Below are 14,455 nucleotides of genomic sequence, written 5' to 3'. Positions count from 1 at the left end.
GGGCAGCGGCGTGTCGCCCGCCGACGCCGGTGCACGGGGGGCGCGCGGGCCGGGGCGGGGCCTCCGGCTCGATTCCGCACGCCGTTCCGCGCGCCGGGTCGGCGGGGCGGCGGACCCGGGGGACGGCGGGCGGCGGGCGCGGCAACGGCAGTGCGGCACCCCGACGGGGCGCATCGGGGGTGTGCGGACGGCCCGCTCCGCCGGGGCCGGCGGGCGGAGGTTCCGCGGGGCGGGCACGGACGGGCGCGGACGGGGTGTACCCGGCGGTTGCGGCGGGCAGCAGGTCGGCGGCATACCCGGCATCAACTCGCCGACCCGGTCCGGCCGGCGTCGGCCGAGGAGGACCGCATGTACCAACTCACCCTCTCGCTGTGGCGCACGTGCGTGCCGTACGTCGTCGCGTTCCTCGTGGTGCAGGGGGCGCGGCTCGGCATCCGGCTGGACGACGCCTCCGTCACCGCCGCCCTGGTCACCGGCTTCGGCACGGTCTACTACGCGGCGTTCCGGTACCTGGAGCACCGGTTCGGCGCTTCCTGGGGCTGGTTCCTGGGGGCGGCCCGGCCGCCGTCCTACCGGCCGCCGGCGCCCGCGGGGGCCACGGCGGCCCCGACCGACCACCGGAACGTGCCCGAAGGCGGCTGACCGGCCGCACACCGGGCACCGGCGCGGGGTTGCGGACCATTTCGCTCCGCAACCCCGGGCAATAAGATTCAAGGGTTCCGGTAATACAATTACTCTTTTAAATTCCGGTTGACGGGCGGCCGGGACGAATATGAAACTTACCCTGCCGACCACGCACCAAGAAGTCGGGGGCCGTCAATTCCCAGACCCTTGACGCACGAAGTGAACGGAGGGGGAATTGCCGACGACACCGACCTATCCCGGCGTCTACATCGAAGAGCTTCCCAGTGGTGTCCGCACCATCACCACGGTGAGCACCTCGGTCACCGCCTTCGTCGGGGCCACCCGGCGCGGCCCGCTGAACCAGCCCGTCACCATCACCAGCTTCGCGGACTTCGAACGCCGCTTCGGCGGGCTCGCGAGCCAGAGCCCGGTCAGCTACGCCGTCCAGCAGTTCTTCCTCAACGGGGGCTCGATCGGGGTCGTGGTGCGGGTCGCGGCGGCCGGCACCGGCACCGCCGCGGGCGTCACGCTGGACTCGACGCAGACCTCCACCGCCACGCCGGCACTGCAGGTCACGGCCGTCGAGCCGGGGCTCTGGGGCGCGGCGCTGCGGGTCGCCGTGGACTACCGGACGCCGACCCCCGCCGAGACCTTCAACCTCCAGGTGTTCGACACCTCGGGCGCGGTCCGGGAGTCCTTCGCGGACCTCTCGGTCCGGGCCGCCGACCCCCGGTTCGCCGAAACGGTGGTGAACGGCGGCTCCGCGGTCGTACGGGTGAAGGTCCTGACGGAGAGCCGGCCGGACCCGGTGGGCACCGTCTCCAAGCCGTTCGCGGCCACGCTGCCGGACCTCACCCAGGAGATCCAGGTCAAGATCGGCGACGTCTCGCGGACCCTCAGGATCCACGAGCCGGCCGTGGACGGCGCCGCCCCGGCCACCGTCGCCGAACTCGCCCTGCTGCTGGAGCGCAAGCTGCGCGCCCTGCCCGACGCCCCGGGCCGGCGGGCCTACGCGGGCACCAGGGTGAGCGTGTCCGGCCGGCAGCTCCAGGTCGTCGCGGGCTCCACCGACCCGGCGGACGTGGTGCGCTTCCTCGGTGAGGCGGCCAACAACCTCGGGCTGGAGGGCTCGGTCAACCCGCCGGTGCTCGCCCTCACCGGCGGCCAGGACGGCGGGGCGCCCGGACTGACCGACCTGATCGGCAGCGAGGCGGCCAAGACCGGCATCCAGGCCCTGCGCGACGTGCAGGACGTCAATCTGCTGGTACTGCCGGAACTGGCCGGCTACCCCGACATCGACGACGCCGTCACGGTCGTCTCCGCCGCCCAGGCGCTCTGCGTGGAGAAGCGGATGTTCCTGATCGTCGACCCGCCGCAGGCGTGGACGACGCTGGACGCCGCCCGGGCCGGCCTGTCCGCCTTCGACTCGGTGCGCAGCGACCACGCGGCGCTCTACTTCCCGCACCTGGAGCTGGTCGACCCGCTCACCGGCCGGCTGCGCGCCTTCCCGCCGTCGGGCACCCTCGCCGGGGTGATGGCGCGGACCGACGCCCAGCGCGGCGTGTGGAAGGCGCCGGCGGGCACCGAGGCCGTCCTGCCGGGAGTGCGGGCGCTGACCGTCCCGCTGACGGACCGGGAGAACGGGCTGCTGAACCCGCTCGCGGTGAACTGCCTGCGGACCTTCCCGGTGGTGGGCCCGGTCGCGTGGGGCGCCCGGACCATGGCCGGCGCCGACGCGCTCGGCTCGCAGTGGAAGTACGTCCCGGTGCGGCGCCTCGCGCTGATGCTGGAGGAGAGCCTCTACCGGGGCACCAAGTGGGTCGTGTTCGAGCCCAACGACGAGCGGCTGTGGGCACAGATCCGGCTGAACGTGGGCGCGTTCCTGCACTCGTTGTTCCAGCAGGGCGCGTTCCAGGGCACCTCGGCGCGCTCGGCCTATTTCGTCAAGTGCGACAAGGACACCACCACGCAGGACGACATCAATCGCGGGGTGGTGAACGTCGTGGTCGGATTCGCGCCGCTGAAACCCGCGGAATTCGTGATCGTCAAGATCGAGCAGCTCGCCGGACAGTTCGAGGTTTAGGATCTCCATGGTCGAGTTCACCGTTAATCCGCAGCGATTCGATCCGTACAAGAACTTCAAGTTCCTGGTCGTCTGGGACGGCCGGGTGGTCGCCGGAATCAGCAAGGTCAGCCCGCTGAAGCGCACCACCGAGGTGGTGAAGCACCGCAGCGGGGGCGATCCGAGCGCGCCGCGGAAGTCGCCGGGGCGCACCGACTTCGAGGCGGTCACCCTGGAGCGCGGAGTCACCCACGACCCGGAGTTCGACCGCTGGGCCAACAAGGTCTGGATGGTCGGCGCGGGCCGCGGGGCCGAGGTCTCGCTGCGGGACTTCCGCAAGGACCTGGTGATCCAGGTGCTCAACGAGGCCGGCCAGGTGGCGGTCGCCCACAAGCTGTACCGGGCCTGGCCGAGCGAGTACCAGGTGCTCGGCGAACTGGACGCCAACGCCAACGCGGTGGCGATCCAGAGCCTCAAGCTGGAGGTGGAGGGCTGGGAGCGGGACGAGGAGACGCCCGAGCCGGAAGAACCGTCGTTCCAGCAGCCGGCCTGAGCGGTGCGCCATGGAAACCACCGGACAGGCCGCACTGCTGGCCACCTGGGAGGCCGGACTGGCGGCCGGCCGCACCGGGCGGGCACTGCTGCTGCACACCGTCGCCCGGCCCGACGCCGGGGCGGAGGAGCTGCTGGCCGTACCGCTCGGACAGCGGGACGCCGAACTGTTCGGACTGCGCGCCGAGTTGTTCGGCGAGCGGCTCGCCATGCGGATCGGCTGCCCGGGCTGCCGGGAGGAGATGGAGTTCACCTTCGACGCCGGACAGGTGACCGGTGCCGCGCCGCCGGCCACCGGGCCGCTGCGGGTGGAGCTGGACGGCTGGCGGGTCGGCTTCCGGCCCGCCACCCCCGGGGACCTGGCCGCCGCCGAACGGGCCCCCGCGGGCCTGGCCAGGGCCGTCCTGCTGGAGCGGTGCGTGCTGACCGCCGAGCACGACGGGCGGCCGGTGGCCGCCCGCCAGCTCCCCGAACCGGTCCAGCAGCGGATGGCCGAGGCCGCCTCCGCCGCCGACCCCTGCGCCGATGTCCGGCTGAACCTCAGCTGCCCCGGGTGCGGCGGGCACGCCCTCGCCGAACTGGACATCGCCTCCTACCTCTGGGAGGAGCTCGACGACTGGGCCCGGGCCACCCTGCTCGACGTCCATCTGCTGGCCACCGCCTACGGCTGGAACGAGACGGAGATCCTGGCGCTCACCCCGCTGCGGCGCCGCCACTACCTGGAGCTGTGTGCAGATGCCTGACCACTTCGACCGCCTGCTGAACAAGGGCGACCCGGTCCCGGACCGGGCCGGGACCGGGGTACGGGTGCGCCCGCGCCTGCCGGGGCCGTTCGAACGGATCGAGACGCCCGGGCCGGCGCGGACGCCGGTGGCCGTCGGCGATGAGCCGGTCGTCCCGGGCCGGCCGCCCGCTCCCGGGGTGCTCCCCCGGCCGGCGGCACCGGCTCCGGCCCCGACCGGTGGAGCACCCCGGGTGACGGTCGGCGACCGTCGGCCGGCCGCCGCGCCCGGCCTTCCGCTGCCGCGCACACCGCTGCTGGTCGCGCCGCCGATCGCCCCCGCCGCCGCGGCGACCGTCGAGCCACTGGTGCGGACGGCGGCCGCCCGTCCGACGGCCGCACCGCCCGACAACCCGGCACCCCTCACCGCACCGCCCCGTACGGCCGCCCCCGAGCCGTCCGCCGGGGCACCCTCCGCCGCGCCACGGCCCGCCGTTGCGCCGACGCCCGGACGGCGGGCCACCGCGGCGACCGCCCCGGGCCGCACCGTCGGCGGGCGCGCCCGCCGACGGCAGCAGCCGGTCGAGCGGGTGGTGCGGGTCCAGATCGGGCGGGTCGAGGTCAGGGCCGCCGAACGCGCCCCCGCCGTCCCGCGCCGACCGGAGGCGAGCCGACCGGCCCCGGCCCTCGGCCTCGACCGGTACCTCGACCGGGAGCCCTCATGACCGGACGGGCGGGCCCATGAGCAACCACCTCGCAATCGCGACCGTGAGCGAGGCGCTGCGGCTGCTCATCACCCGCGCGCTCTCGCCGGACATCCCGTTCGCCGTCGAGGTCGGCGCCCGCAAACCGCCGACCGAGCCGCCGAGCGACCCGGCCATCACCGTCTTCCTCTACCAGGTCACGCCCAACGCCTCGCTGCGCAACCTCGACGCGCCCACCCGCGCGACGGACGGCACCCTGCTGACCCGGCCGACCGCCGTCCTCGACCTGCACTACCTGATCAGCTGCTACGGCGAGGAGTCCCAGCTGGTCGGCCAGCGGCTGCTCGGCTGCGTGGTCCGGGCGCTGGCCGAACAGCCGGTGCTGTCCCGGCAGCTGATCGACGAGGCGGCCGCCCAGCCGTACCTGCTGGGGACGGACCTGGCCGCCTCGCCGCAGCGGGTGCGCTTCACGCCCTCGCCGATGGACGTCGACGAGATGTCCAAGCTGTGGACCACGCTGTTCCAGACGCCGTACGCGCTGTCCGTCGTCTACCAGGCCACCGCCGTCCTGCTGGAGGGCAGGACCGACCCGGTGGCCGGCAAGCCCGTGCTGCGGCGCACCGTGCGGGCCGTGCCGTCCCGGGGACCGGTCGTCCAACGGGTGCTCTCCCGGCCGGCCGGGTCCCGGGGCGCGCCCGTCGAAGGGCCGGTGACCAAGGACCGCGAGCTGGTGGTGGACGGCTCCGGACTGCGCGCCGACCTGGTCGTGGCCCGGCTGGGCGAGCGGCGGGTGACGGTCGCACCAAGTGGCGTCCGGGACGACCGCCTGGTGGTCGCCGTACCGGAGGACCTGCCGCCCGGCGTGTACCAGGTGCAGGTGCTGCACGGACTGGCGCTGGACGGCCGGCCCGCCGCCGACCACCTCGCGGTGGAGTCCAACGCGCAGACCTTCGCCCGGCAGCCGAGGATCGTCGCGCCGATCGGCACGGCGGACCGCGGCAACGGCCCGGCCGGGGTCTCGGCCCGGCTGGTCGTCCGGCTGGACCTGCCGCTCCGGGACGACCAGCAGGTCCTGCTGCTGCTGGACGAGCTGCACCCGCCCGCCGGGCGGCCCGGGGCGAGCCACCAGTTCCGGGTACCGGCGCCGAGGCGGCCGCGCGGCGACCCGTTCGAGGTCCGGGTGCCGGTCGTCGGCGTCCGCCCTACGGCGTACCTGGCCCGGCTCCAGGTGGACGGCGTGCCCAGCGAGTTGACGGTGTCCGCCGACGGGTCCTTCACCGGGCCCGTCGTGGACCTGACGCACTGACCGCAGGACGGGGGGAGACATGAGCACGCGCCGAGGGCGGAGCAGCGACGGTCCGACGGACGAGCCGCACCGGCGGGCGCTGTCGGCCGCGGTCGCCGCCGTGCTCGAACGGGTCGACGCGCACGCGGCCGGCCGCACCGACGGCCGGCCGTCCTCCGGTGAGCCCGCGCGCGCCGCCACCGCCCTGGACACGCTCACCGCCTCCTTCGCGCTCACCCCGTTCGAGCGCGACATCCTCGTGCTGGCGGCCGCCCCCTCGATCGACCCCACCGCCGCCGCCCGGTGCGCCGCGGCTTGCGGCGACCCCGGCCGCGCCTACCCCACCTTCTCGCTCGCCCTCGCCGCCCTCGACCGACCGCACTGGAGCGCGCTCACCCCGGTCGGCCCGCTGCGCCGCTTCCGGCTGGTCGAGCCGGACGACGAGACCGCGCTCACCACCGCCCGGCTGCGGATCGACGAGCGGGTGCTGCACTACCTGGTCGGCGTGCCCTACCTGGACGTGCGGCTGCACGGGCTGCTCACCCGGATCGGGCCGCCGGGTGAGCTGCCCGGCCCGCACGAGCGGTGCGCGGCCGAGCTGGCGCGCGAGTGGACCGAGGCCGGACCGGCCGGACCGGCCGGACCGCCGCACGTCGAACTGACCGGAGCCGACCGCCGCACCCGCCGGGAGATCGCGGCGACGGCGGCCCGCCGCGCCGGCCTCGGCCTCTACGCCGCGCACCGCGAGGACCTGCCCACCGACCCCGCCGAGCGCGAGCGGCTCGCCCGGCTCTGGCAGCGCGAGGCGATCCTGGTCCCGGCCGCCCTGCTGGTGGAGAGCGGCGACCGCCCGACGGCTCCGAACGGCACCGAGTCCTTCCTCGCCAGCCTCGCGGTTCCGCTGGTCGTCTCCGGCGACGATCCCCCGCCGGCCGGGGTCTCGGACCGCACCCGGCTGACCGTGCCCCCGCTCGGCCCCGAGGAGCAGCTCGCGATCTGGACGGCGGCGCTGGACGGCGAGCCGGGGATCACCGAGGACGGACTCCGCTCACTGGCCGCGCAGTTCTCGCTGCCCGCCCATGTGATCCGCTCCGCTGCGACGGCCGCCCGGCGGGCGGCCGAGGACGGTCGGGACATCAGCCCGCTGGCCTGGCACGCCGGACTGGCGGAGGCCCGGATGTCCCTGGACGAGCTGGGCCGGCGGGTCGAGCCGCGCGCCGACTGGGAGGACCTGGTGCTGGCGGAGCGCCAACGCTCGACGCTGCGCGAGATCGTCGCCCACGTCCGCCGGCGCGGCACGGTCTACCAGGAGTGGGGCTTCGAGTCGGTCCTGCGCCGGGGCCTCGGCGTCACCGCGCTCTTCGCCGGCGGGTCGGGCACCGGGAAGACGCTGGCGGCCGAGGTGGTCGCCGGGCAGCTCGGGGTGGACCTGTTCGTCATCGACCTCTCCCAGGTCGTCAGCAAGTACATCGGCGAGACCGAGAAGAACCTCCGGCGGGTCTTCGACGCGGCCGAACGCGGCGGCGCCCTGCTGCTGTTCGACGAGGCCGACGCGCTGTTCGGCAAGCGCAGCGAGATCAAGGACAGCCACGACCGCTACGCCAACCTGGAGGTCAGCTACCTCCTGATGCGGATGGAGGCCTACCGGGGCCTGGCGGTACTCACCACCAACATGAAGAAGGCACTGGACCCGGCGTTCATGCGGCGGATCAGATTCGTGGTCGACTTCCCCTTCCCCGGTGTCCCGGAGCGCGCCGAGATCTGGCGCCGGGTCATCCCGGGGCGGACCCCCAGCCAGGGCCTGGATCCGCAGCGCCTGGCCCAGCTCACCGTGACCGGCGGCTCGATCCGCAACATCGCCCTGTCCGCCGCCTTCCAGGCCGCCGACGAGGACTGCCCCTTGCAGATGCGGCACCTCCTGGCCGCCGCACGCACCGAGTACCTGAAGCTCGAACGCCCACTGACGCCCTCGGAGGTCTGCGGATGGACCTGACCGAGGGGCAGGGGGAGGCCGGGGGCGGGCGGATCGAGGTCGAGATCGGCGAGTTGGTCCTCGACGGGTTCGCGCGGGTCGATCAGGAACGGCTGGTGGTGGCGTTCCGGGGCGAGCTGGCGCGTCTGGTCGAGGCGCGCGGTGTGGCGCTCGCGGACGGCGGTGACCGGGAGCTGGACCTGCTCGCCGGGCTGCCGGCGCTGCCGGCGGACACCTCTCCGCAGCGGCTCGGGGCGGCGCTCGCCCGGGCCGTGCACGTCGGGTTGTCCGGCGGTGGCCGGCCGCCGGAACGGGGGCGGGCATGACCCGGATCGCCACCGGTAGGGAGTCCGCGCAGGACGCGGCCAAGCGGCGGGGGCGGACGCCGAGGGCCCGTACGCCCGAGCCGAAGGAGATCGTCTCCGGCGCAGGTCAGCCGCTCGATCCCGGCCTGCGCCGGGAGCTGGAGGCGCGGCTCGGTCACGACCTCGGTCGGGTCCGGGTGCACACCGACCGGGACTCCGCCGCGCTGACCGAGCTGATCGGCGCGGACGCCGTCGCCGTCGGCCCCGACGTCTTCTTCGGCGAGGGCAAGTACCGGCCGGCCGCCGAGGACGGCCGGCGGCTGCTCACCCATGAGTTGCTGCACACCGTCCAGGCCCCGAACCCGCTCGGCGCGCTGCGGGCCGGTCGCGACCTGGGCGCGGTCAGCCTCCCGCAGGACGCGATCGAACAGGAGGCCGAGCACGGTGCGCGCGACGACCGGTCGGCGGCGGCGCCCACTGCTACGCCGGGCTGGCTCCGCTACGCGACCGTCGACGCCGACCGGTTCCGCACCGAGCGGCTCGATCCGGCCACACTGGTCGACCGGTTGGCGGCCGGCATCCTGCGCTCGCTGCGTGGTGACCCGACCGACTCCTCCGGCCGGGTCCGGCTTCAACTCGCTCGCTTCGCCCCGGAGTTGCAGGCCTCCGTGCTCGAACGGCTGGCGGACCGGCTGCCCTCCTCGGACCACGCCCGGCTGCTGGAGCTGGTCGAGGCCGCCGAGCACCGCCCGGCCGACGTGGACGGCGCGCAGACGCCCGAGCCGGTCACCGAGGCCGCCGACCGACCGGAGCAGGAACGCGAGCCGGACGGCGACGAACCGGTCCACGAGGAGGACGCCCGGCCACCGGTCCAGGAGGCGGACCGGCCGGACGAGCAGCAGGACGAGCAGCAGGGCGCGGACCGGGACGCGACCCAGGACGCGGAGCAGGACGCGGCCCAGGACGCGGAGCAGCAACCGCCCACGGAGGGCGGGACCGGGCAGCAGGCACCGTCGGACGCCCGGCCGGCGGAGCAGCCCGCGTCCGAGCCGGGGGCGACCGCCCCCGCCCCTGCCCCCGTCGTCGGCGCGCCGGAGGCCGGGCAGCCGGACACCGCCGCCCAGCCCTCGGCGGGAACGACGCCGCAGGAGCCCGCCGCCGTCCCTCCCCCGCAGCCCGCGCCGGTCAGGCCCGAGCGCCTGGACGCGATCGCGCAGGCCCCGGACAGCCCGCTCACCCGGCACGGGCTGGCGGAGGGCGACGGCCCGCAGGACCAGGCCCGCGACGAGGAACGGCCGTTGGGCCTGGAGCCCGGCGCGGACGCCGAGGTCGACGACTCCCCCGGCGCGGAGCGGGACCGGCAGCAGCCGTCGGCCGCCGACGAGCCGCAACTGGGACCGGCGGACTTCCTGCCCTCGTCGGACCCCGAGGTGTCCGCCGTCCCGACCGTCGATCGGATCCCGACGGCAGCGGAGGGCGTGCCCGCCGCGAACGCCGACGAACCGGCGTTCCCCGAGCCGCCCGCGACCAGGGCGGACAAGGTCCAGGAGGAGCGCGAGAGCCGGCCCGGGGCCGACGAGGAAGCGGCGCCGCCCCCCGGGCCCGCGCCCGCTGCGGAGGAGGCCGCACAGCCCGAGGGGAGCGAGGAGCCCGAGGAGCGGGACGGCCGCGACCTCCAGCCGGAGCGTCCGGTCGAGCAGGAGATCGGCCCCGACCCGGCCCAGGACCGGAGTGCCCGGGCGCCCGGACCCACCACCCCGGAACCACCGGACCGGGAGCCGGACCGGGAGCCGGGCCAGGAGCCGGAGCCCCCCACCGAGGAGGCACGGGAGCCCGAACCGGACGCCCCGGAGCGCACCGCCGCCGCCCCCGCCGCGGCGGGTCCGGTCGGCGGCGAGGACCTCGGCGGACCCCCCGGCGTCCCGGACGCCGCCCCCGGAACCGCACCACCCGACGCCGCCCCCGGCCCGGCCGCCGAGCAGGCCGACGCCCCGGCCGGGCTCGCCACCCGCCCCGACCCGGCCGCCTCCCTGGAGGCCGGCGGCGGCGCCTGCGCGGGCCCGCAGCAGCCCACCACCGAGGCGGAGCCGGACGGCGCCGCCGGCGGCGGCTGCACGGCCGGGGCCGGCGGCGGAAGCGGCGCGGGCGCCCCCGCCGGGCAGGAGGAGCGCCCCGCCACGCCCGACGTCTCCGGCCAGGACCCGCAGAGCGCCCTCGCCACCGCCGCGAGCCTGCCGCCCGACCGGATGGCCGCCACGCTGGACGGCGTGGACGCGTCGGTGGACCGCACGGTCGCCGAGCAGCACGCCCGGCTGGAAGCCGCCCCGCCGACCGTCCAGAGGCCCTCCGGAGCCCCGCAGACCCAGGCCCGGTCCGGCCCGCCCGAGGCCGCACCGCCCGCCGCGGCGGTCACCGAGCGGCTGGAGCGGGTCGGCCCCCCGGGCGCGGACGGCGCGCAGCAGGAGGTCGAGCGGAGGAAGGTCGAGGGCGGCAACCCCGGGGACCGGGTCGCCGCGCCGCACGTCGCCGACGACGCGGGCAGCCAGGTCTCGCCGCAGGAGGTGCAGCGGCTGCAGGGCGCGGTCGACGGCGTGCCCTCAACCGATCCGGCGCTGAACACCACGGTCGGCCGGGCGCCCAGGGTCGAACTGACCGGGGAGAGCGACCCGGAGCGGACCGACGCGCAGGCGGCGCGGCTCAAGGAGGGTTCCGCGCGGATCCTCGGCGTCGGCCGGGAGGACGCCGCCAAGCCGATGGGCGAGGACCGGATCTACCCGGACGTGCCGCAGGAGACCCTCACCGCCTCCGTGCCGGGTGGCGGGGGCAGGCCCGGGGGCGCCGGTGCCGGCGGCGCGGCCGGCGGCGAGCCCGGCATCGGCCTGGTGGCCCAGCAGGAGCGCGGCCCGCAGATCCAGGCCGCGGTCGCCCAGGGCCGGGGCCGGCTGGGCTCCGCCCAGGCGGAGCAGCGGCAGGGCGAGAGCGAGGCGCGCCGGCGGAACCAGGCCGAGATCGACCGGGCGGTGGCCGACAACGCCCAGGCCCAGGCGGGCGAGCGCGGCGAGGCGGCGGCGAACGTCCGGGCCGAGCGCGAGCAGTGGCGCACCGAGCAGGACCGCGAGGTCTCCGACGCGGACCGGGACGCGGGCGCGGAGCACCGGGACACGACCGGCCGGATCGACCGCAGGCGCACCGAGGCCGACCAGGACGTCGAGGACCGCCGGAAGGAGGACAACCAGAAGATCCAGGACAAGCGGAGGGAGGCCGAGGAGAAGGCGCAGAAGGAGAAGGACCGCAAGAAGGAGGAGTCCGAGGGCTGGTGGGGCTGGGTCAAGTCCAAGGTCAAGGCCGCCTTCGACGCGCTGGTCGAGGCGGTCACCAGGGTCTTCGACTTCTTCCGCGGCCTGGTCAACGACATCATCGACGGCTTCCGCGCGTTCGCGAACTGGGCGATCGACCAGGCCCGGAAGTTCGCCGTCGACCTGATCAACAAGCTCGCGGACGCGTTGATCAGGATCTGCGACGTCCTGCTCGCGGCCTTCCCCGAACTGCGCGACCGGTTCCGCCGGCGGATCGAGGAGTGGCGGGACAAGGCCGTCGCCGGGGTCAACGCGTGGGCGGACCGGCTCAAGAGCGCCGTCAACCGGCTGCTCGACGCGCTGGCGGCCGGGCTGAACGCGCTGCTGAACGCGCTTGAGGCGGGGCTGAAGGCCGCGATCGAGTCGGTCCGCAGGGCCGTACTGGACGCGATCGACTTCGTGCGGAAGGCGATCGCGGTCTTCGGTGAGTTCGCGGTGCTGATCGGCGACATCGCCTCCGACCCGGGCGGGTGGCTGAAGAAGCTCGGCACCGCGGCGGTCGACGGCATCCGGAACCACCTGTGGGGTGCGATCAGGAGTGCGGTGCGGCAGTGGTTCGACGAGAAGGTCGAGTCGGTCGTCGGGCTGACCTCCACCCTGGTCAGCGTGCTGGTCAAGGGCTGTGTCTCGATGGCGCAGATCGGTCGGATGGCCTGGCAGGCGATCGTGGCCTCGCTGCCCGGGATCATCGTCTCGATCGTCGTCGAGAAGCTGGTGTCGCTGATCGTGCCGGCCGCGGGCGCGATCATGACGATCATCCAGGGCCTGGTCGCCGCGTGGAACACCGTCAGCAGGATCGTCGCCGCGATCGGGAAGTTCGTCGCCTTCCTCAAGGCGGTCAAGTCCGGGGCGGCCGCCTGCCTGTTCGCCGACGCGGTCGCGGCGGGCGTGGTCGCGCTGCTGGACTTCATCTCCAACTTCCTGCTCAGCCGGCTCAAGGGGGCCGGCAAGGCGGTCGGCACCCGGCTCAAGGGGATCGCCCAGAGGATCCTGAAGGGCCTGGCCAGAGCCGGCCGCGGCGCCCGCAGGGCGGCCGGAAGCGCCGTCAACAAGGCCCGGGCGAGCCTGCGCCGGGCTACTCGAACGCTCCGCCGACGCCCCTCCCCCGGCCGGACGGGCCACTCCCGAAGCGCAGCCGCCCGCACCGGAGCGGACCGCACCGGAGCGGCCCGCCACACCGTCCAGCGCGCCGGCCGCAGCCCCGAGCAGCGCCCGGCCCCCGCCACCACCGCTACGACCGCCGTCGGCCGCCCGCGCCGCGAGGTCACCCGCCCCAAGCCCTCCGCACCGCCCCGGCGCCGCCCCGCCTCCCCCGTCGGCCGCGCGCTCAACGCCTCCCGGCAGACCGTCAAGGCCGCCCTCAACCGCGTCCGGGGCGCCGCCCGCGCCCTCGGCCGCAGGCTGCTCGGCAGCAGGCTCGGCCGTGCCCTCACCAACGGCGCCCACCGGATCCGCGACGCCTACCGCCGGCAGCGCGACCGCCTGCGCGACTGGCAGCGCAAGCGCCGGCAGCAGCGCGCCGAACGCCGCGCGCAGGAGAACTCTCCGCAGGCCAAGGACCAGCGGCTCGACCTGATCGTGGCCCGCCTGCGGCCCCGGCTGGAACGGCTGCTCGGCAAGGGGGTCCGCCGGCAGGTCCTGCGGGCGGTGCTGCGGGCGCTGCGCGCCTGGTACCGGCTGACCGGGCTGGAGCTGAGCGGTCTGCCTCGGTTCGTCGTCCGCGCGCTGCTGAACCCGGAGAAGGTCGCCGTCGCGGGGGTGGAACTCGACCGCACCGAACTCCTGGAGTTCATCCGCCGGGTGGCGGACGAGGTCCGGGGCTCGGCCCGGCACGTCGAGCGGACCGAGCGCATCGGGTACGACGACCAGGACCGGCGGATCTCCACCGGCGACCGGATCGACTCGGTGTCGCTGGCGAACCAGTTCCGCAAGCGGGCCTTCCCGGACGGGAGCTACCAGCGGGTGGAGGGCCCGAACGGCGCCGCCGCGGGACTCAAACAGGGGTTCAACAGTCCACGCAATCAGGTGGTTTCGCCGCAGGGAAGCGCCGAGGAGAGGCTCGCCCACGACTACCCGAGCATGTTCAGCGGAATGCCGGGAGCGGAACAGGAGAGGATCGCCCGCGCGATGCTCGCCGATCTGGGCGGGGGGCCCGTGCCGCAGGGCGCGGACGCCGTCCCGGACAGCAGGCGGGTGTTCCTGCACACCCTGGCCGCCGTGGAGCACAACCGGGCACCCGGCGATGTGGTCTACCGGGCCATGGCCTACAAGATCGCGACGGAGGACGCCCGCAAGTTCGACAAGAAGCAGGTCGCCGCAGGAATGACCGACCTGGACAAAGCCGTCAACAAGCTGCCGCTGGCGCCGAAGGGGGCCCAGGCCGGGGCCCGGCAGCTCGATCTCGCCCTCAAGTTCAAGGAGCTGAAGTCGACCACCGACGATCCGGCCGTGCTCGCCCGGCGGATGCAGGCGCTCGCGGCGCAGGAGGGGCTGCGACCGGCCGAGCTCCAGAAGATGACCGGGGTCAGCGAGGCCCGCTTCCTCACGGCCCAGGGCATCCCGGCCAAGGAGCGCAAGGCCGTCCGGACCGTGATGAACGACAAGAACGCGACCGCGGAGAGCCGGGAGGAGGCGCGCGCCAAGGTGGAGTCGTGGAAGCAGGCCTACGTCCAGCACGCCTGGGGGGAGGCCGCCCGCAAGGGGGAGGTGCGCACCACGCGCGAGGCCGACGCCATGGCCGAACGCGAGGTGGCGTTCCTCCAGGCCTGGGCCGCGACGCTCCAACTCGACTTCGCCGACCAGGGCGGAAAGGACGCCCTGTTCGCCCGCATCCGCAACCACATCCGCACCATCTACGGCCTCTGAGGCCTGGAG

General features: G+C 75.3%; 9 protein-coding genes. All 9 read left to right on the top strand.

The features are described from left to right. Nucleotides 1-348: 348 nt before the first annotated feature. Entirely contained in the window at nt 349-642 is a 294-nt protein-coding gene (locus ACFU74_RS08845) for a hypothetical protein (protein ID WP_380753957.1), read from the top strand. 217 nt (nt 643-859) lie between these two features. Further along, nucleotides 860-2,707 carry a phage tail sheath family protein gene (locus ACFU74_RS08840; RefSeq protein ID WP_380753954.1) on the top strand — a complete coding sequence of 616 codons (1,848 nt, stop codon included), beginning with the start codon at nt 860-862 and terminating at the stop codon, nt 2,705-2,707. Between the two features lie 7 nt (nt 2,708-2,714). Continuing rightward, nucleotides 2,715-3,239, top strand: coding sequence for a phage tail protein (locus tag ACFU74_RS08835; RefSeq protein WP_344345620.1), 525 nt, complete (start codon nt 2,715-2,717; stop codon nt 3,237-3,239). Nucleotides 3,240-3,249: 10 nt separating this feature from the next. Continuing rightward, a complete protein-coding gene (locus ACFU74_RS08830; RefSeq protein ID WP_380753951.1) occupies nt 3,250-3,981 on the top strand; it encodes a hypothetical protein in 732 nt (243 codons plus the stop codon). Then, on the top strand, nt 3,974-4,684 hold the full coding sequence (locus ACFU74_RS08825; protein WP_380753948.1) for a hypothetical protein: 711 nt from the start codon (nt 3,974-3,976) through the stop codon (nt 4,682-4,684). The genes ACFU74_RS08830 and ACFU74_RS08825 overlap by 8 nt, the downstream gene beginning before the upstream one ends. 16 nt (nt 4,685-4,700) lie before the next feature. Continuing rightward, a complete protein-coding gene (locus tag ACFU74_RS08820) occupies nt 4,701-5,969 on the top strand; it encodes a DUF4255 domain-containing protein (RefSeq protein ID WP_380753945.1) in 1,269 nt (422 codons plus the stop codon). 19 nt (nt 5,970-5,988) lie between these two features. Continuing rightward, a complete protein-coding gene (locus ACFU74_RS08815) occupies nt 5,989-7,941 on the top strand; it encodes an ATP-binding protein (protein ID WP_380753942.1) in 1,953 nt (650 codons plus the stop codon). Further along, nucleotides 7,932-8,246, top strand: coding sequence for a hypothetical protein (locus ACFU74_RS08810; protein ID WP_380753939.1), 315 nt, complete (start codon nt 7,932-7,934; stop codon nt 8,244-8,246). The genes ACFU74_RS08815 and ACFU74_RS08810 overlap by 10 nt, the downstream gene beginning before the upstream one ends. Next, the gene (locus tag ACFU74_RS08805; RefSeq protein WP_380753936.1) at nt 8,243-14,446 is read left to right on the top strand and encodes a DUF4157 domain-containing protein; all 6,204 of its coding nucleotides are present in this window, start codon (nt 8,243-8,245) and stop codon (nt 14,444-14,446) included. Before ACFU74_RS08810 ends, ACFU74_RS08805 begins: the two co-directional genes overlap by 4 nt. The last annotated feature ends 9 nt before the right edge of the window (nt 14,447-14,455 follow it).

Origin of the sequence: Kitasatospora sp. NPDC057500 (assembly GCF_042802195.1) — a bacterium.
Lineage (GTDB): Bacteria > Actinomycetota > Actinomycetes > Streptomycetales > Streptomycetaceae > Kitasatospora.
Note: the sequence above shows the minus strand (reverse complement) of the source record. Positions and strands in the feature narration are given on the sequence as shown.

Excerpts from the sequence above, each read along its gene's own strand:
- ACFU74_RS08830 (WP_380753951.1), top strand. The coding sequence starts at position 3,250 with ATGGAAACCACCGGACAGGCCGCACTGCTGGCCACCTGGGAGGCCGGA.
- ACFU74_RS08815 (WP_380753942.1), top strand. The coding sequence starts at position 5,989 with ATGAGCACGCGCCGAGGGCGGAGCAGCGACGGTCCGACGGACGAGCCG.
- ACFU74_RS08810 (WP_380753939.1), top strand. The coding sequence starts at position 7,932 with ATGGACCTGACCGAGGGGCAGGGGGAGGCCGGGGGCGGGCGGATCGAG.
- ACFU74_RS08835 (WP_344345620.1), top strand. The coding sequence starts at position 2,715 with ATGGTCGAGTTCACCGTTAATCCGCAGCGATTCGATCCGTACAAGAAC.
- ACFU74_RS08805 (WP_380753936.1), top strand. The coding sequence starts at position 8,243 with ATGACCCGGATCGCCACCGGTAGGGAGTCCGCGCAGGACGCGGCCAAG.
- ACFU74_RS08825 (WP_380753948.1), top strand. The coding sequence starts at position 3,974 with ATGCCTGACCACTTCGACCGCCTGCTGAACAAGGGCGACCCGGTCCCG.
- ACFU74_RS08820 (WP_380753945.1), top strand. The coding sequence starts at position 4,701 with ATGAGCAACCACCTCGCAATCGCGACCGTGAGCGAGGCGCTGCGGCTG.
- ACFU74_RS08845 (WP_380753957.1), top strand. The coding sequence starts at position 349 with ATGTACCAACTCACCCTCTCGCTGTGGCGCACGTGCGTGCCGTACGTC.